Source organism: Kribbella sp. NPDC048837, assembly GCF_055586945.1.
Window position 1 is genome coordinate 171,554 of sequence record NZ_JBVJHF010000001.1, and the last position, 17,863, is coordinate 189,416.

Sequence of the window (17,863 nt, forward strand, 5' to 3'; positions counted from 1 at the left end):
CGATGACCGCCGTGCGGGAGGAGGTCGCGACCTCCGGGCCGCCTCCCGCGGTGGCCCGCCGGAGGGCGCGCCGACGGACCTACCTGTGGTCGTACGTGTACCTGGCACCGATGATGGTGCTGCTCCTGGTGTTCGTGGTCTACCCGATCATCGCGTCGCTCGGCTACACGTTCTACAAGTGGGACGGCATCGGCGACCCGTCGGACTTCGTCGGCCTCGGCAACTTCCGCCAGATCGTCCACGACAGCATCTTCTGGCGGTCACTCGGCCACACCTTCGTGTACGCCGCCTTCGTCGTACCGATCCAGCTCGTGCTGGCGCTGGCGCTCGCCCTGGTACTGAACAACAAGCGGCTGCGGTTCGCGTCGTTCTACCGGACGCTGTTCTTCCTGCCGGTGGTGACGTCGGCCGCGGTGATCGGCGTCGTGATCCAGCTGCTGGTGTCGAACTTCGGTGACTCGATCAACGACCTGTTGCTGAAGCTGCACCTGATCCACCAGCACATCGACTGGCTGGGGGACCCGCACTTCGCGCTGGCGATCATCATCCTGGTCGGGATCTGGCACACCTTCGGCTACAACCTCGTGTACTTCCTGGCCGGTCTGCAGACGATCCCGGACGAGCTGTACGAGGCGGCCCGGCTGGACGGCGCCGGCCGGATCGCGACCTTCCGGTACATCACCATCCCGATGCTGCGGGCGGTCGGCGTGGTGATCGTGATCCTGGCCGTGATCGGGACGTTCCAGATCTTCGACCTGGTCCAGGTGCTGACCAGCGGCGGCCCGTACTTCGCGACCGAGGTCGTGAACACCTACATCTATCACCTGGCCTTCGGCGGCAGTAACGCGAACGCGGTCCAGCCCGACATCGGTCTGGCGTCGGCCGCGTCGTTCATCTACGGCGTCCTGCTGATCGCGTTCTCCGTCGTCCAGGTCGTCGTACTGCGCTCGCTCGCACGGCGGCGGGGGACCGGAGGGCTTGCATGACTCGTCGACGCATGGTCACCGTGATGACCCATGTCGCCTTGCTGGTCAGCGGCCTGGCGTGGCTGTACCCGCTGTTCTGGGCGCTCGGCAGTTCGCTGAAGAGCGACGACGATTTCTTCACCGACGGGCTCAGTCCGTTGCCGTCGCACTTCCTCTGGTCGAACTACCTCGACGCCTGGCAGGAGGCGTCGTTCGGCCGGTACTTCATGAACACAATTCTGATCACCGTAGGCACGGTAGTGATCACTTTAGTAGTCACTTCCTGCGCAGGATATGTACTTGCCCGCACACGCTTCCCGGGCCGGGGTTTCTGTCTCGGGCTGGTGTCGGCGACGCTCTTCCTGCCCCACGGCTACACGATCATTCCGGTGTTCGACCTGATGCAGCGGCTGCATCTGCTGAACAGCCTGTGGTCGGTGATCATCGTGCAGGCCTCCGGTGGTGTCGTGTTCGGGACGTTCCTGTTCATGGGCTACTTCATGGCCATCGACCGTGAGCTCGAGGACGCGGCCCAGGTCGACGGCGCGAACTTCCACCAGACGTTTGCCCGGATCATGCTGCCGTTGTCCGGGCCGATGCTGGCCACGGTCGGTCTGTTCACCGCGATCACGGCCTGGAACAGCTTCTTCATCCCGCTCGTGTTCACGCTCGGACGGCCCGAGCTGCGCACCCTCGCGATCGGCATGTACGCGTTCATCGGCGAGAACTCGACCGAGTGGACGCTGCTGTGCGCGGGCACCGTCATCACGCTCGCGCCGATCATCCTGCTCTTCGTGCTGCTGCAGCGCTTCTTCGTCAACGGCCTGGCCGGCGCGGTCAAGCAATAGGAGGTCCTGAATGCCAACCCCCGTACGGACCGCGATCGTCGGCACCGGCAACCGCGCCCAGCTCTTCACCGAGGGCCTGGCCAAGCGGGACGGGTACGACGTCGTCGCGTTGTGCGACCCGAACTCGGTCCGGATGGCGTTCCACAACCGCATGCTGCTCGCGGCCGGTCGTCGTACGGCGCATCAGTGGCCGCCGGCGCGGTTCGACGAGATGCTGCGGGTCGAGCGGATCGAGCTGCTCGTGGTGACCAGCGTCGACGCGACTCACCACCGCTATATCGAGGCGGCGCTGCGGGCCGGCGTACGGGTGATCAGCGAGAAGCCGATGACGACCGACGCGACCAAGGCACAGAGCATCCTGGACACCGTCCGGGAGACCGGCGGCGAGCTGGCGGTGGCGTACAACTACCGGTTCAATCCCGTGCACCGGCGCGTGCGAGAGCTGTTGGCCGAGGGTGCGATCGGGGATGTGCACTCGGTGCACTTCGAGTGGATGCTCGACGTGTCGCATGGCGCCGACTACTTCCGTCGGTGGCATCGCGACAAGGCGAACTCGGGCGGCCTGATGGTGCACAAGGCCAGCCATCACTTCGACCTGGTGAACTGGTGGCTGGCCGCGGAGCCACGCATCGTCTACGCCCAGGGCCAGTTGGCCTTCTACGGTCCTGACCAGCGGCACGGGTACGCGCGGGACTACGACAGGGTGTACGCGTCCGCGGCCGCTCTGGACGATCCGTTCGCGCTGCACCTTGCCGACAACGCCACCTTGCGCGAGCTCTACCTGGACGCCGAGGCCGAGGACGGTTACCACCGCGATCGCAACGTCTTCGCGCCAGGCGTCTCGATCGAGGACGACATGGCGGTCCTGGTGTCGTACAGCTCCGGGGCGACCATGACCTATCACCTCACGGCCTACTCACCGGCCGAGGGCTATCGGGTCATGTTCAACGGCTCGCGGGGCCGGCTGGAGCTGAATGTCGAAGAGTCGACATGGACGAAGCCGAACCAGCGGGTCGAGTCGGCCAGAGGAGCGGTCCACGGCGACCTCGCCGCGCCGACGGCAGGACGGACGAGCATCACGCTCCGGCCGCTCTGGTCACCTCCGGTCGATCACACCGTCGCCCATGACCACGCCGGCCATGGCGGCGCCGACGCCCGGGTTCTCGCGGCTCTCCTCGACGACGATCCGACCCAGGATGCCGACGTCGCCGACGCCCGCCAGGCCGCGCTGGCATTGGTGACGGGCCTGGCGGCCAATCGGTCCTTCGTCACCGGGCAGCCCGTCCGGACGTCCGACGTACTGGACCTTTGAGTAGCCATCACCACGCTTGGGATGGTCAGTTTTCTGGTCATCCCAAGCGTGGTGATGATTAGTTTTCTGTACTACCCGAGCGCTGCGCGGAGGACCGCGTGGGCGCCTTGGACGATGGCTTCGCGGTTGGCTTCGTAGGTCGGGTCGGTGATGGCGGTCTTGTTGGCGGGGTCGAAGGACAGCACCGGGACGTGCAGGTGGCCGGCCGGCATCGACGGGTCGAGAAGGTCGCGCTGCAAGGTGTTGCGGTAGGCGACCTCGTTGGAGAGATAGCCGCCGCCGGTGCCTTCCGAGGCGATCGACCCCGGGGTTGGCCCGTTCGGCCGGCGGACCGGTTGGGTCTGGCCGGCCGGGATCTCGAGCACCGACGTGTTGACGCGGGTCCGGAACGGCGTGACGTCGGCCTGGGCCATCCGGGCCAACGGGAGACTCGACGTGATCCACTCGGGTCCGGGCGGCATGCTGGGGGAGACGACCGGCGCGGCGACCGTGCCGCCGCCCCAGAGGTTGTTGTTGTCACCGATCGAGCTGACCGACCGACGCCGGCCGTTGAACACCTCGAGGTCGAAGATCCCCACCCGGCCTTGGCTGGCCGTCATGACCAGATCAGCCCGCTGCGGGCCGGGACGGTAGTGCGGGGCGAGCGCGTTCTCGACCATGTTCTCGTCGAAGTCGGTGTAGCGGACCGGGAACATGACGGTCTGGATCTCGTAGGTCTTGCCGTTGATCGTCCAGCGCTGTCCGTCGAGGGTGAGCGCGTTGGCTCCGGACGGGTTGCCGATCCGGATGTCCGCGTCGAGCGTGAACGGATCGAACCCGGTGACCAGGATCTTCCGGACGCCGGGGGGGAACCGGGTGCTGGTGATGCCGCGCGAGGTGTATTCGAGGGACTTGATCAGGTCGGCGCGTTCCGTCGTACCGAGGCCGAAGCGGGGTTGCCATTGTCTGAGGGCGAGGGCCATCGAGAGGCGGGCCCAGTACAGGCCGCGGTCGTCGGTGGCGGGGAGGGCGTCGGCTCCGGTCGGCGTGTGCTGGGCGCGGTGGGTCGCCGTACGCCAGAGGGCTTCGCCTTGGGCGTGGACGAGAGCCGCGGCGGCGTGGGGGTTGGGGACCGAGCAGAGCAGGCGGTTGAAGAGCGCGACCGGACGATCGAAGCCGGAGCGGCGAAGGATCTCGGCCGGCACCGAAGGCCCGCCGGCGACGCCGTTGTCGAGACGTTGTTCCTCAACGGTCCCGGTGGACTCGTCGAGACAGCCGGTGAGGGGAGCCGCTTGGACCGAAGGAGCGCCGGACAGAACCGCGCTGAGGGCGATCGCGCCGACGAGCAATGACCGTGAGAACGAGCTGGGGCGGAGTCTCATAAGGGGTGTCTATCAGATCAGGGCACGGGTTCCGAGAGATTCCGAACAACCGGCCGTATTGCAGACAGTATGCAATCGGCTACTGTCGAAGGGCGGCGATCGCCCACGCCGCCCGGCCGTGAGGAGTACCCGTGAACACCCCAACCCGTCGGCGGTTCCTGTCTGTCGCCGCCCTCGCAGCCCTCGCTGGGTGCGCCGACAGTACGACATCCGCCTCGCAGCCCGCGGCCGGGACGAAACCACCGGAACCTCCGGCGATGACCCCGGCGGATGTGGTTGTCGATGGCAACCAAGCGTTGGCGCGGCTGATGGCGGGCAACGCGCGGTTCGTGGCGGAGCGGGACGTGGAGCTCGACGAGGGCATCGCCCGGCGGGTTGCTGTGAGCAAGGGGCAGCATCCGTTCGCGACGATCCTCGGGTGTGTCGACTCGCGCGTTCCGATCGAGCTCGTGTTCGACCAGGGTCTCGGCGATCTGGTCGTCGTACGCAGTGCCGGTGAGGCCCTCGACCGGTCGGTGACCGGGAGCCTGGAGTTCGCGGTCGCCGAACTGCACACGCCACTCCTGATGGTGCTCGGCCACCAACGCTGCGGCGCCCTGGACGCCACCATCACAGCGCTCGACGCCACCCACCGCACCGCCGAGGCCGGCGCGATCGGCTACCTCGTCGACACCCTCGCCCCGGCCGTCCGCCAGGTCGCCGGCCAACCAGGCGACCTGCTCACCAACGCCATCCACGCCAACGTCGACCTCGTCCTCACCAGACTCCGCGAGTCGCCGGTGATCGGTCCACTGGAGAAGTCCGGCAAACTCAAACTTATCGCCGCCTACTACGAACTCGACACCGGCAAGGTGATCATCTAGGCGACCCTTCGAAGACCGGCAGCAGGTAGGTCGTCCAGACCCAGTACTGGATGAGCGAGGTGCTGATCCACACGGCGACCGGGGTGAGCGCGCGGACCGGCCAGGGGAGCCGGTTGACGAGGAGCGCCATCGCGATCATCAGGAGGCCGGTCAGCACACCCGGTACGACGTACGCCGCGGCCTCCTCGTGTCACCACCACTCCACCGATGCCCTGGGCAACAGCGCCACGGAACGAACCACGGCCCCGCCACAGGGCGCCGGGCGGCAAGCCGGTGACGGCGAGCATGGTCAGCGACGTGATCAGCGCGACAACGATCCACAGCCGGTGTACGCCGTGCCCGTCGTAGGTGATCCCATGCCCGCGCCTCGATCATTCGCAGAGTTGGGTGACGAGGGTCTGGGTCGCCCAGTCGACCCAGCGGTCGTGGGGCCAGGTGCGGTCGCGGGTGAAGAGCAGGTAGAGCTCGGGGCTGAGGATGCCGTAGAGGAGGTCCGCGGCTTCGGCGGTGGTGAGGCCCTTGCGGGCGCCGGGCTTGCTGACGAGGGCGTCGGCGGCTGCGCACTGGACGACGTACCGGAGGTCTTCGTCCTGGGGCCAGAGAGCGGCGACCTCGGGGTCGTTCGCGACGGCGGATTCGAGGACGCGCATGATCGGTGAGATGCGGGCGAGTACGGCGCTGGACCCCGGGACGTACGCGGTGAGCATCTCCTCGGCCGTGGGTTCGGCCACCGCGGCGGTGAACCACGGGCGGTCCATGGTCGCGATCGGCTCGCTGTCGCCGGCGATCGTGACGTCGACCAGCTCCTTCAAGAGGGCGCGTTTGTTGCCGAAGACGAAGTAGATCGTCTGCACGGCGACACCGGCCCGGTCGGCGACGTCCTGCAGGTTGGTCGCGCCGTACCCGTCCGCGACGAACAGGTCGGCCGCGGCCTCGATGATCCGACGCCGGGTCTCCTGGGCCTTCTCCGCCCGGCGATTGGGTCGCTTGACAACAGTCATGGCTAGAGTCTATCTCTAGATACGTTCACTATAAGCCAACTCTAGAGAAAGAGTTTAGTCATGTCGCTGATCGCCATCACCCGCTTCGAAGCCACCACCGACGACGCCACGGACATCCGGAGCCGGCACAACGCGCTCGTGGACGCGGTCCGGGCCACCATCCCGGGCCTGACGGAGGCCCGGCTGGGTCGCCAGGACGACCAGTGGGTCGGCGTCTGGAGGTGGGAGTCGGCCGACGACCTCAAAGCCGCTCGCGAGCTCGCACCGACGCTGGCCGAGACCAAGGCCGCCTTCGCCCTGGTCCGCGAAGGGACGTCGGCCGTGGACGAGATCGAGGTGGTCGACGAGCGCTAGCCGCTGATCCGCGGGAGCTCGGTGACGCGGAGCTTCGTGCAGCCGTAGGGGATGAGGGTCAGGTTCTCGAGGGGGCCGTCCACCAAGGCCGCCGGAGGTGCAGCCGCGGCGCCGTGTTCCAAGGGCCAGGGGATGCGGCGGCCGCGGACCTGCACACCGAGGGGCGCCGAGCCTGGAGTGAAGGGGTTGGTGCTGACGAGAGCCCGGGTGAGATCAGCCTGGTCCGGGTCGATCGCGTAGTTCCAGGCCGTGGTCGGGTGGACTTCCCACGTCGCGTGCGGCTGCTCGCCGCCGACCTGCCGCCAGTCCTCACCGATCGGCAACGAGAAGACGAGCGGGCCGCGTTCGAGCGTGACCGCCTCGTTGAACCGGGGTACCGCCCGGACCTCGGCCGGCAGGCGCAGGCGGATCACGTGGTCGCCGGACCAATCGCGTCGTACCTGATGGATCGTGCCGGCCTGAGCCTTATGGACAACGCCGTCGACGGTCACGGTCGCGTCGGTGGCCCAGGCCGGGATGCGGAGGTGCAGGGGTACGTCGCCGGACCCGGAGACCGTGATCGTGACGTCGTCCTCGAACGGGTACCCGCCGGTGACGTCGACCGTGAGGCCGTCGTACTCGAAGGAGCAGGGCGCATACGACAGGGCGGTGAGGGCGCCGTCCTCGGAGCGCATCCAGAGGTGAGTGGTGAAGCGGGGCCACCCCTGGTGCCGGTTCGCGGTACAGCAGCCGAAGTGCGGTTCGAGGCCGAAGACGTTCGCATCCGGTCCGTTGGTGGTGTAGATGCGGTCCTCGGTGACGTGGCAGACCACCTGATTGGCTTGCTGGTCGTACTGGTGCGTCCACTCGTCGTACGACGCACTCGCGGGGAGGGCGTTGAACGCCAGCCGTTCGACCCGGTCGGCGATGGGCTCGACCGGACCCCAGGACTCGAGTGCGACCTCCAGCGAGGCGAGGTGCTCGACGACGGCGCAGTTCTCGGTGCCTTGGCTGGGGTGACGGCCGGCCAGGTGCTCGTCGCCGCTGAAGAGACCGCTGGCCTGACCGTGGTGCTCGTCCAGGTCGGCCATCAGCCGCAGCAGGCGCGGCTGCTGATCGGGAGACGCGTCGTGACGCCACCAGACCGGCATGGCCTTCAGACCCATCGCGACGTTGACGCCGTGCGACGACAGGTAGTCGTCGTTCATCCAGCTGCCGTCGTGCTGCTCCTGAGCCGCGAGCAAGGTTGCCTGCGGCACCCTTTCGCGGGGCGCCACGTAGCAGAACCAGTCGAAGCCCTGCTCCTTGCACTTGGCCGCCAGCGGCAGCAGGCAGTCCTCGCCGGTGAGATCGTGCACCTGGTTGATCACCCAGACCACGTCGGTCCAGCGCGACCTGGCCCACTCCTGCAGCGGCCACTCGTCGAGCATGCTGTCGAGCAGCCGCAGGAACTTCAGAGCGGCCGGGATCACCCGCTCGTCTCCGGTCGCGTCGAGGTGCTGCAGCAACGCCTTCAGGACGATGACCCGCGGCCACACGTCGTGATCGGCGTACGTCGCCGCACCCGAGCGCGGCCCGAACCAGCCGTCCGGGTGCTGGTGCTCGAGGATGTGATCCACCCACCGCTGGACCTTGGCCTTCAGCCGCTCGTCGTCGAGCAGGTAGCCGACCCCGGTGATGCCGTCGAGCCAGTACGGCCCACGCTCCCAGCCCTCGGCGTCACCACCGATCCAGCCGCTCCGCGCGACGTCCGGCCAGAACTCGTCGAGGTGTCCGGCCATCCCGTCGGCCTGGAGCCGCAGCCGCTCGAGCAACCAGCCGGCTGGTCGCAGCGTGCCCAACGGCAACGTCCGCAGGGCAGGCGTGACCAGCTGACCAACCGTCATCGGCCGGGCTCCTCAGTCGATCTGGGTCAGATGGCCGTTGTCCACGTCGTACATGAAGCCGCCGACGAGGATGTCCTCGCCGATCAGCGGGTGGTCGCGGACCGCGGCGACGTCACGGCGCAGTGCCTCGAGCTGATCCGGGATGACGTGGATCGGCAGGTAGCCGGCCGGCTTGCCCGCGGCCAGCTCGACCTTGGCGCGCAGGTCGTCCTCGGACATCGCGGCCATCGCGCAGCGGGTGTGCGGGATGATCATGACCCGGCGGACACCGAGCAACTGCACACCGAGCACCAGACCGGTCATCGTCACCTCGGTGACCCGGCCGCCCGCGCTGCGCAGCACCTTGGCGTCACCCGGCTTGAGCCCGAGCATCTCCAGGGGTGGGATCCGGGAGTCCATACAGGTGACCACGCCGACCCCGGCGTGCGCGATCCCGTCGAAACCGCCGTAGTGGAAGTCGGCGGCGTACTCCGCGTTGGCGGCCAGCAGGTCCTCGAACCCGGGGGTCATCGGGCCTCACCTGGCACAGGGGTTCCAGCTTGCAGGATCGACATCGCGAACGGCTCCTTTCCGCAGGACTCCGGACGTGGTGGATCGGCAGGGGCGCTGGTCACCGGCACGGTCCAGGACCGGCCGTCGCGATGCCACACCGTCACGGATTCGAGGTCTTCGCCCGCGACGATGAGGGCATCCAGCGCTAGTTCTCCGGTCAGCCGGCGGACGGCGATCTCCGCCGCCTGACCCCGTTTGGTCCAGGTCGACCGGCCGCGCAACCCGGTCAGCACCGTCTCGCCGCGGCCGGCCGCTTCGAGGGCGGCCACGGCGGTCTCGACAGTGAGATGGCCGTGCATCGTGCCTGCAGGCAGGAAGGTCGCGGTCGGCGCGAACCGATGGCCGCCGAGATGGTTGGCCTCCCAGACCCGTCCCGGCGCGATCTCGGCCAGCTCCGAGACCAGCGGTCGGCCGAGCAGTGCGCAGCACTCGTCCCGCCTGCCGTTGGTGCACACGAGCACCACCGGCCCGTCGATCGGCGCGAGGCCCGGCAACGACGCGAGCACGGCGTCCTGATCGCCGCGGCTCACCGCGTCGAGGTCGAGCTGATCCAGCTCGGTGGGATCACCGACACAGCCGCCGAGCAACCACGTCCGTCCTGGCGCGGTCGAGGCAACGAAGACCTGGCGTGCCTGCTCGATCGCGTCCGAGTGGCGACCGGGGGAGCGGATCAGCCCGAAGCGCACGTCGACCTTCTTGCACGCGTCGTCGAAGTCACCACCGAACTCCGCATCCAGGTGGCTCTGCGTCGGCGCCTTCGCGCCCCACGGACCGGGCTGCTCGACGACCACCCATCCCGCGGCGACAACCGCCGTACCAGCCAGCGGCTCCCGCAGGTCCCGGCAGAACGTCGAGCACAAGCCTGGGCGGCCGGTGGCATCGAGACGTCGGGTCACAGCATCACCGTACGCGAGACGAGACGGGTTCCCACATGATGATCATCAACTGTGCACTTCGCCACGTCGGCCGAGGAGGACGAGGGCGAGGATGGCGGCGAGGAAGGCGCTGAGGGCGGCGCCGGTGAAGATCGCGTGAACTTGTGAAACGGCGGCGTCGCGGAGGGCGTCGACGAACGGGCGGCAGTTGCCGGGGGAGGACGGGCACAGGTCGTTCGGGGACGGGATGTCGTCGGCGAGCGCGAAGTACCGCCGGAGTCCGATGGCGGTGAGCGCGGAGACGCCGACCAGCATCCCGACCATGCGCGCGACCACGACCAGTGCGCTGACCAGTCCGTGGCTGTCGGCCGGGGTGGCGCCGAGCATCGCGGTGTTGACCGGGGACAGCGCGAGGCCGAAGCCGAAGCCGCACAGCAGGAGTACGACGGTCGCCGGCCAGTGGTCGAGCGCCGTACGACTCCAGAACGCCATCAGGACGAACATCGCACCCGACAACGCGAGTCCGGCGCCCGTGATCAGACCGAGGCCGTAGCGCCGGGTCAGCCAGCCACCGACGACCGCACCGACCGGGAGCGCGATCAGGAACCGCAGCAGTACGAGCGCAGCAGCCAACTGCCCGCCACCTTGCGTGGTGCGAGCGAACACGGGTACGTCGACCAGTGCGGCGATCAACGCGCATCCGACCAGGAAGCTGACGACCAGCGAGCCCCAAGCCGGCCGCGCGCCCAGGAGTCCGCGCGGCACGATCGCTCGCGGCGTACGCCGTTGCCACACCGCGAAGGCGATCGCGAACCCAGCGGCGGCAACCAGCAGCCACGGACCGGTCGGCGCCATCAGCTCACGCTCGGGGTCCGCCGTCGCGAACGCGAGAACGACGCCCGCGAGAGCGAGAGCCAGCAGCGCAGCCCCGACGAGATCCACCTGCGCCAGCACAGTCCCCAGGCGACCACGACTCCGCCACAGCACGAGGCCGAGCCAGAGGAGCGCCAGGCCGAGCGTGACGACGCCGATCGGTGTGAGCAGCCGGGACGAGCCGGTGAAGGGTACGAACGGCAGCCCGAGCGTCACGCCGGTCGCTAGTCGCTCGGGTGCGGTGAGAGTAAGTCCCAGCGCGATGCACGCCAGCAACCCGACGACTGCGGACCAGGGTGGCAGCCTCCGGCCGCGGAGCAGCACTGCGAGCACGACGGCCACGACGAGGTTCAGCCAGAAGATGTACCGCCAGTCGGCGACCGCGAGCACCAGAGCGCCGAGCAACGGACCAAGCACGGACCCGAGCTCCTGCACCGCGCCGACGACACCCAGCGGCAGCCCGCGCCGATCAGCCGGCCACAGGTCAGCCACCAGCGCAAGCGTCGCCGGCACCAGCCCACCACCGCCGACACCTTGAAGAAACCGACCGGTTACCACCAGCGAAAGGTCGTATGCCCCGGCGGTGATCAACGAGCCCACGGCAAACAGCACCAGCGCACCGACCAGCACCGGCGTCCGCCCGACCACGTCCGCGATCCGCCCGATCAACGGCAGGACGGCGATGTACCCGAGCAGGAACCCCGAGATGATCGGCGCCGCCCGCTGCAGCTCATCGGCCGACAACCCGACCCCGGCCATCATGTCCGGCAGTGCCAGCACGACGACGTACGTGTCCGCGGCCGCGAACGCGACGGCGATCGAGGCGAGCGTGAGCCGGGTCTTCGGGCTGCTCACCGGCACTGCGCGGCCGACGGGCGAGTCCTCGCTCACGGCTTGGTGATCTCGACCTTCTCGCCGTACTTGTCGAGGGTGATGTCGTAGCTGCTGGTGGCGCCGGCGTAGAACGGGCCGGTGATGGTGGCGGAGACCAGTTGCTTGGTCTCCTTGTCGATCTTGAAGGTGCTCGGGAAGTCCTGGTCGGCGGGCGCCTTCGGGAAGATGCCCTGCAGCGACTTGCCCGGGATCGAGCCGGTGATCTCGGTCAGGACCTTCGCGCCCTCGCGGCTCTCACCCTTGACCTTCGGGTCCTTGACCGTCGGCAGCACCGAGGTCAGGCCCTTCGCCGGGTCGAGCAGGACGGCCGGGTCAGGCGCTCCGAGGCCGGCCAGCTGCGACGGCGGCAGCTCGATGAAGCTCGGCGTGAACGGCAGCTTCGCGTAGACCTTGCCCCCGACCGCCACCACCTCGGCGTCGATCGGCGACCCGCCGCTGCGCACGGTCAGCTTGCCCTTGAACGCCGGCGCGTGCGTCGCGACCCCGTCACCACTGGCGAGGGTCTGCGCGTTGTCCGGCAGATCCCGCCCGGTCAGCACGATATGCACGCTGGCCGCGTCGTCGATGGACTTCTTGGCGTCCGTCAGCAGCGCGACCGCGTCGTCGCCCGACTGGCCGCCGTCAGTGCCACCGGAGTCCTTCTTGTCGCTGCAGCCCGCCAGCGCCACCACGAGCACCGCGCCGAGCGCGAGCAGTCTCTTCACGGGGGTCAGCCTGCCAGATCGGGAGCGCATGCGGCGATGGGCTGAGCCACCGGTACGCCGGAACCGTCGCGCCGCGGGTCGATCGGCGGCAACTCGACCGGAGCACCGCTGCTCGCACTCGCCCGAACCGGCGCCGAACCCGCGAACGCCAGCAGCAGCCCGTCCTCACCCTTCAGCAACCGCTGGCACCGGACACCGCCGGTGCCGCGGCCCTTGCCCGGGTACTCGGAGAAGGGCGTCACCTTCACCGCGCCGACCTCGGTCCCCGGCAGCGCCGACGACGAGCCCGCGATCGTGACGACATGCGCCTCGCGACCGGTGTCGACCGCACCGAAGAACACGACCTTCGCCTTCGCGGCCAGCCGGACACCGGCCATGCCGCCCGCGGTCCGGCCCTGCGGGCGCACCGCCGAGGCCGGGAAGTGCAGCAGCTGCGCGTCGGACGTGATGAAGCACAGCTCCTCCTCGCCCGTGGTCAGCTCGACCGCGCCGATCACCTCGTCGCCGTCGTTCAGCCGGATGATCTCCCACGAGTCACGGTTGCTCAGGTGATCCGGCACGACCCGCTTCACCACACCACCGGTCGTCCCCAGCGCGACACCAACGGAGTCGGGATCCATCGTGGTCAGCGCGAGCGCCTTCTCACCGGGCTCCAGCGACACGAACTCCGCCACCGGCGCGCCACCCTGCAGGTTCGGCGCGTTCGCGGTCGTCGGTACGGCGGGAAGGTCGAGGGACTCGAGCCGGATCAAGCGGCCGGTGCTGGTGATCAGGCCGTACTGACCACGCGCCGTGCTCTTCACCGCGGAGACGATCGCGTCGTGCTTCGCGCGGGTGTCGCCGGTGCCGAACGGCTCCACGCCGTTGGTCCTGGCCAGCAGACCCGTCGAGCTCAGCAGGACCCAGCACGGGTCGTCGCTGACCTCGAGCGGCACGGTCGCGGTCTTGGTCGCGCCGGACGACTCCAGCAGCACAGTCCGCCGCGGCGTGCCGTAGGTCTTGGCGATCTCGGCCAGCTCGTCGGAGACCGTCTTCTTCAGCAGCGCCTCGTCCTCGAGGATCGCGGTCAGCCGCTCGATCTCGCGCTCGAGCTCGCCCTTCTCGGTCTCCAGCTCGAGCTTGGAGAACTTGGTCAGCCGGCGCAGCGGCATGTCCAGGATGTAGTTGGTCTGCACCTCGGTCAGGTCGTAGATGTCCATCAACCGGGTCCGGGCGGCGGCCGCGTCGTCGCTGGACCGGATGATCTGGATGACCTCGTCGATGTCCAGGATCGCGATCAGCAGGCCGTCGACGATGTGCAGCCGGTCCTGGGCCTTCTTCCGGCGGAACTCGCTGCGCCGCCGGACCACGTCGTACCGGTGGCCGAGGTAGACCTCGAGGAGCTCCTTCAGGCCGAGGGTGCGCGGCTGGCCGTCGACCAGGCAGACGTTGTTGACGTGGAACGCGTCCTCGAGCGGGGTCAGCTTGTACAGCTGCTCCAGCAGAGCCTCGGGGACGAAGCCGTTCTTGACCTCGATCACCAGCTGGGTGCCGTGCGTCCGGTCGGTCAGGTCCTTGACGTCGGCGATGCCCTGCAGCTTCTTGGCCTGGACCAGGGTCTTGATCTTCTCGATCACCTTCTCCGGGCCGACCGCGTACGGCAGCTCGGTGACCACGATGCCCTTGCGGCGCGGGGTGACGTTCTCGATCCGGGCGGTGGCGCGCATCTTGAAGCTGCCGCGGCCGGCCGCGTAGGCGTCCTTGATGCCTTCCAGGCCGACGATCTTGCCGCCGGTCGGCAGGTCCGGGCCGGGGATGAACCGCATCAGGTCGTCGAGGTCGGCGCCGGGGGTCTTGATCAGGTGCCGCAGCGCCTGGATCACCTCGACCAGGTTGTGCGGGGCCATGTTGGTGGCCATCCCGACCGCGATGCCGGTGGCGCCGTTGACCACCAGGTTCGGGAAGGCGGCCGGCAGCACCGACGGCTCTTCCTCCTGGCCGTCGTAGTTCGGCCGGAAGTCGACGACGTTCTCATCCAGGCCGGTGGTCATCGCCATCGCGGGCGGCGCCATCCGGCACTCGGTGTACCGCATCGCGGCCGGGCCGTCGTCGAGGGAGCCGAAGTTCCCGTGCCCGTCGATCAACGGGACCCGCATCGACCACGGCTGCGCGGTCCGGACCAGGGCGTCGTAGATCGCGCCGTCGCCGTGCGGGTGGTACTTACCCATGACCTCACCGACGACACGGGCCGACTTCACGTGCCCGCGGTCGGGGCGGATGTTGTTCTCCGCCATCGAGAACAGGATCCGCCGCTGGACCGGTTTCAGCCCGTCCCGCGCGTCCGGCAGCGCCCGGGAGTAGATCACCGAGTAGGCGTACTCCAGGTAGCTGGTGCGCATCTCGTCGGAGACATCGACGTCGAGGATGCGCTCCTCGAAGTCCTCGGGCTCGGCGGTGGTGCTGGTACGGCGTGCCATGCGGGTCTACGTACTCCTCGATCAAGCAGGTACGGCGCCGCGACGGTCCGGCGCCGTGCCCATTGTCCCTGGTGAACGGCATTTTCCCCGGCCACGACCCACCCTTGCGACCGTCGATCCGCCCGATACCGGTCTACTCCACCGCGCCGGACGGCTGCGACCGGCGCAGGATGTACGTCGTCGGGGCCAGAGCGGACCCTACCGCCAGCACCAGACAGATTCCCGCGATCCCCAGCAGGATCGCCCACGGCACGGTCATCGGTACGTCGGTCATGCCCGCCGTCAGCGCGTGCCGGATCAGGATCCCGACCGTCACGGTGATCGCCGTACCGAGTGTGAGCGCGACGGCTCCGACCAGCGAGGACTCCCACAGCACCATCCGGCGGATCTGGGCCGGCGTCGCCCCGAGCAACCGCGAGGTGACGAACTCGTGCCGTCGCTGCAGACTGCCCATCAGCAGCGTGTTCGCGATCGCGATCGCGCTGTAGAGCGCGGCCGGGCCGAGCAGCAGGATCAGCCCGAACTGGTTCCCCTTGCGAACGCCTTCGGCCTGCTCGCCCTCCCAGGCCGTCGCCAGCTGCGCCTGCGGCAGCTGACTGACGAGGCTCGCCGGGTCGACGCCGTCCGCGGGCAGGACGAACTGCCGCTCGGGAACGGCCTTCGGAGCGTGCTCCCGGGCGAGGTCGAGCGGGAGGAGGAACGAGGGGCTGACCCCGAACGCGTCCTTGACGATGGCGACCACCCGGAGCTTCGCCGGTGTCCGGTCCACGAACACCACCGGGATCTCGTCGCCGACCCGGTACTGCTCGAACCCGGACAGTTCCTTGCTGATGGCAACGGTATTGCCGGTCAGCCGGCTGAGATCACCGGACAGGGGAGTGAGGTCGCGGGTCCGGGCGGCGATGGCGGGATCGATGCCTTCGGCGTCCTCGAGCTCGGCGTCGTCGCGGTCGATCCGCACCAGCTGTAGCGGGAGCCCGGCGTCGACAGCCGCGACGCCGGGACCGGAGACCTCGGACGAGCCGGTGACCACGACCGGCGCGCGGACGGCCTCGCGGATGGTCACCTCCGCGCTGTCGGCGGCGAAGCTGAGACTCAGCACCATCGCGCCCGCGATCGCCGAGATGGCGAGAATCGGCGCGGCCAGCGACGCGCTCCGCCGAGGAGCCGCGACCACGTTGCTGCGGGCGAGCCGCCCGGACACCTGCGTCCACGCGACCAGGGGTACGGCCCACAGCCGTCCGATCACCGGAACCACCAGCGGCGCGAGCAGGGTCAGCGCGATCACCATCAGCATCGGTGTGAACATCGCGAGCGGTACGGCGCCGTCGCCGGTCGACGGCCGGATCAGCGTCAGCATGACGATCGAGCCGGCCAGGACGAGTACGCCGAACACAATCCGCACCGGCCCGATCCGGGGTGGTTCGAGTGCCGCCTCCCGGAGCGCGTCGACCGGACCGACGCCGCCGGCCCGGCGGGCGGCGGACCGGGCGCCGAGCATCGCGACGACCAGGCCGATCGCGACCGCGATGGACAGCGGCAGCCACGGTGAGGCCGGCTCGAGCTTGACCGGCGCGAGCTCGGTGTACGACGCCTTGCTGAGCAGCAGCGGTGTGGCCAGCTGGGCCAGCAGTGCCCCGGTCAGGGAGGCCGCGAGCGCGACGGCGAGTGCTTCGCCGAGGATCATCCGGCGGACCTGGCGGGGTGTCGCGCCGATCAGGCGGAGCAGCCCGAGCTCCCGGCGCCGCGAGGCGACGGCGAACGCGAAGGTGCTGGCGATGACGAAGATCGTGATGAACCCGCAGATCGTGCCGACCATGCTCAGGACGACCTGGAGACCCGAGACGTCCGCGTCGGTGATCGGCACGCCGATGTCCCGAGGGGCGGCCCCGTCGCCGCCGAGGCTGGTCACGGTGATGCTCGCCGACGCCGGACCGCGATAGGCGATCGTCGCGGCGGTGGCGGTGGCGGCCAGCCCGAGGAGGAACACACCCACAGCGAGTGCCACGAACGAACCGGCGTACAGGGAACGATGACGGCTGACGGTCTGGCGGCTGAGATAGAACATCAGCGTTCCAGCTCGCTCATCGCGGCCGCGATCTGTCCCGGCGTACCGCGGTCGAGGTGACCCGCGATCAGTCCGTCGGACAGGAACAGCACGCGTTCGGCGTACGCGGCGGCGACCGGGTCGTGCGTCACCATGACGACGGTCTGCCCGGCCCGGTCCGTTGCCTCGCGCAACAACGTGAGGATCTGCCGGCTGGTCCCGCTGTCCAGAGCGCCGGTCGGCTCGTCGGCGAAGAAGACCGACGGCTTGGTGATCAGCGCCCGCGCGATCGCGACCCGCTGCTGCTGACCACCGGACAGCTCGGCGGGCCGCCGCTTGGCCTTGCCTTGCAGACCGACCTGGTCCAGGACCTGATGTACGTCGCTCCGGCTCGGGCGGCGCCCGGTGAGCCGCAGTGGGAGTGCCACGTTGTCGTACACGGTCAGCGAGGGCAGCAGGTTGTACGCCTGGAAGACGAAGCCCATCTCCGAGCGGCGGAGCTTGGTGAGAGCGACCTCGTTGAGCCCGCTCAGGTTCACCCCGCCGAGTACGACGCTGCCGTTCGACGGCTGGTCGAGTCCGGCGGCGCACTGGAGCAGCGTGGACTTGCCGGAGCCGGACGGGCCCATCACGGCGGTGAACGAGGCTCTGCCGAAGTGGTAGGTCACTCCGCGCAGCGCGTCGACCGCTCCGGCCTTGGAGCGGTACGTCTTGGTGATGCCGTCCAGCAGCAGGGCCGGCGGCTCGGTGGGCACGACACTCGGGTACGTCGGCGCGGTAGCGGTCATGGTCCAAGCCAACCGCCGTACGGCGCTTCGCACCCTGGCTCACGCGGGAGACCTGGAGTAGCGCGCACGCTACCGTCCCACGGGCTGCTCTCCACCTAGGGTTGG

General features: G+C 69.0%; 16 protein-coding genes. 5 read left to right on the plus strand and 11 right to left on the minus strand.

The genetic code is table 11. The features are described 5' to 3' along the window. The first annotated feature begins 2 nt into the window (after positions 1 to 2). Genes ACZ6O0_RS00870 through ACZ6O0_RS00880 form a run of 3 tightly spaced genes read left to right on the plus strand, consistent with a single transcriptional unit; the run spans position 3 to position 3,125 of the window. Entirely contained in the window at positions 3 to 986 is a 984-nt protein-coding gene (locus ACZ6O0_RS00870) for a carbohydrate ABC transporter permease (RefSeq protein WP_465762717.1), read from the plus strand. Continuing rightward, entirely contained in the window at positions 983 to 1,813 is an 831-nt protein-coding gene (locus tag ACZ6O0_RS00875) for a carbohydrate ABC transporter permease (RefSeq protein ID WP_465762718.1), read from the plus strand. The genes ACZ6O0_RS00870 and ACZ6O0_RS00875 overlap by 4 nt, the downstream gene beginning before the upstream one ends. Positions 1,814 to 1,823: 10 nt before the next feature. Beyond that, positions 1,824 to 3,125: a Gfo/Idh/MocA family oxidoreductase gene (locus ACZ6O0_RS00880; RefSeq protein ID WP_465762719.1), complete on the plus strand. Its 1,302-nt coding sequence runs from the start codon at positions 1,824 to 1,826 to the stop codon at positions 3,123 to 3,125. A gap of 71 nt (positions 3,126 to 3,196) precedes the next feature. Here ACZ6O0_RS00880 and ACZ6O0_RS00885 read toward each other — a convergent pair whose 3' ends face one another. Further along, the gene (locus tag ACZ6O0_RS00885) at positions 3,197 to 4,486 is read right to left on the minus strand and encodes a pyroglutamyl-peptidase I (RefSeq protein WP_465762720.1); all 1,290 of its coding nucleotides are present in this window, start codon (positions 4,484 to 4,486) and stop codon (positions 3,197 to 3,199) included. Between the two features lie 131 nt (positions 4,487 to 4,617). Between ACZ6O0_RS00885 and ACZ6O0_RS00890 the strand changes: the two genes are divergently transcribed. Continuing rightward, positions 4,618 to 5,349: a carbonic anhydrase gene (locus ACZ6O0_RS00890; protein ID WP_465762721.1), complete on the plus strand. Its 732-nt coding sequence runs from the start codon at positions 4,618 to 4,620 to the stop codon at positions 5,347 to 5,349. Here the strand turns inward: ACZ6O0_RS00890 and ACZ6O0_RS00895 are convergent. Together ACZ6O0_RS00895 and ACZ6O0_RS00900 are read right to left on the minus strand one after the other, a co-directional pair. Beyond that, complete coding sequence (locus ACZ6O0_RS00895; RefSeq protein WP_465762722.1) at positions 5,342 to 5,506, minus strand: hypothetical protein; 165 nt, start codon at positions 5,504 to 5,506, stop codon at positions 5,342 to 5,344. The two genes, ACZ6O0_RS00890 and ACZ6O0_RS00895, sit on opposite strands and share 8 nt — an antisense overlap. A gap of 214 nt (positions 5,507 to 5,720) precedes the next feature. Next, positions 5,721 to 6,350, minus strand: coding sequence for a TetR/AcrR family transcriptional regulator (locus ACZ6O0_RS00900; protein ID WP_465762723.1), 630 nt, complete (start codon positions 6,348 to 6,350; stop codon positions 5,721 to 5,723). A 60-nt stretch (positions 6,351 to 6,410) separates the two neighbouring features. Between ACZ6O0_RS00900 and ACZ6O0_RS00905 the strand changes: the two genes are divergently transcribed. Beyond that, positions 6,411 to 6,704 (plus strand): antibiotic biosynthesis monooxygenase, encoded by a 294-nt coding sequence (locus ACZ6O0_RS00905; protein ID WP_465762724.1) that lies wholly within the window; start codon positions 6,411 to 6,413, stop codon positions 6,702 to 6,704. Here the strand turns inward: ACZ6O0_RS00905 and ACZ6O0_RS00910 are convergent. The 8 genes from ACZ6O0_RS00910 to ACZ6O0_RS00945 all read right to left on the minus strand — a co-directional run bounded on the left by ACZ6O0_RS00910 (position 6,701) and on the right by ACZ6O0_RS00945 (position 17,758). After that, complete coding sequence (locus tag ACZ6O0_RS00910; protein WP_465762725.1) at positions 6,701 to 8,569, minus strand: beta-L-arabinofuranosidase domain-containing protein; 1,869 nt, start codon at positions 8,567 to 8,569, stop codon at positions 6,701 to 6,703. The genes ACZ6O0_RS00905 and ACZ6O0_RS00910 overlap by 4 nt on opposite strands. A 12-nt stretch (positions 8,570 to 8,581) precedes the next feature. Further along, entirely contained in the window at positions 8,582 to 9,079 is a 498-nt protein-coding gene (locus tag ACZ6O0_RS00915; protein ID WP_465762726.1) for a beta-class carbonic anhydrase, read from the minus strand. Beyond that, positions 9,076 to 10,017 (minus strand): sucrase ferredoxin, encoded by a 942-nt coding sequence (locus tag ACZ6O0_RS00920; protein ID WP_465762727.1) that lies wholly within the window; start codon positions 10,015 to 10,017, stop codon positions 9,076 to 9,078. The genes ACZ6O0_RS00915 and ACZ6O0_RS00920 overlap by 4 nt, the downstream gene beginning before the upstream one ends. Positions 10,018 to 10,062: 45 nt before the next feature. Next, entirely contained in the window at positions 10,063 to 11,760 is a 1,698-nt protein-coding gene (locus ACZ6O0_RS00925) for an MFS transporter (protein ID WP_465762728.1), read from the minus strand. Next, positions 11,757 to 12,467, minus strand: coding sequence for an LppX_LprAFG lipoprotein (locus tag ACZ6O0_RS00930; RefSeq protein ID WP_465762729.1), 711 nt, complete (start codon positions 12,465 to 12,467; stop codon positions 11,757 to 11,759). The genes ACZ6O0_RS00925 and ACZ6O0_RS00930 overlap by 4 nt, the downstream gene beginning before the upstream one ends. A gap of 5 nt (positions 12,468 to 12,472) precedes the next feature. Beyond that, positions 12,473 to 14,923, minus strand: a complete 2,451-nt coding sequence (locus ACZ6O0_RS00935) for a DNA gyrase/topoisomerase IV subunit A (RefSeq protein ID WP_465762730.1) — start codon at positions 14,921 to 14,923, stop codon at positions 12,473 to 12,475. Positions 14,924 to 15,056: 133 nt separating this feature from the next. After that, the gene (locus ACZ6O0_RS00940) at positions 15,057 to 16,991 is read right to left on the minus strand and encodes an FtsX-like permease family protein (RefSeq protein ID WP_465762731.1); all 1,935 of its coding nucleotides are present in this window, start codon (positions 16,989 to 16,991) and stop codon (positions 15,057 to 15,059) included. After that, complete coding sequence (locus ACZ6O0_RS00945; protein ID WP_465762732.1) at positions 16,991 to 17,758, minus strand: ABC transporter ATP-binding protein; 768 nt, start codon at positions 17,756 to 17,758, stop codon at positions 16,991 to 16,993. The genes ACZ6O0_RS00940 and ACZ6O0_RS00945 overlap by 1 nt, the downstream gene beginning before the upstream one ends. Positions 17,759 to 17,863 lie beyond the last annotated feature (105 nt).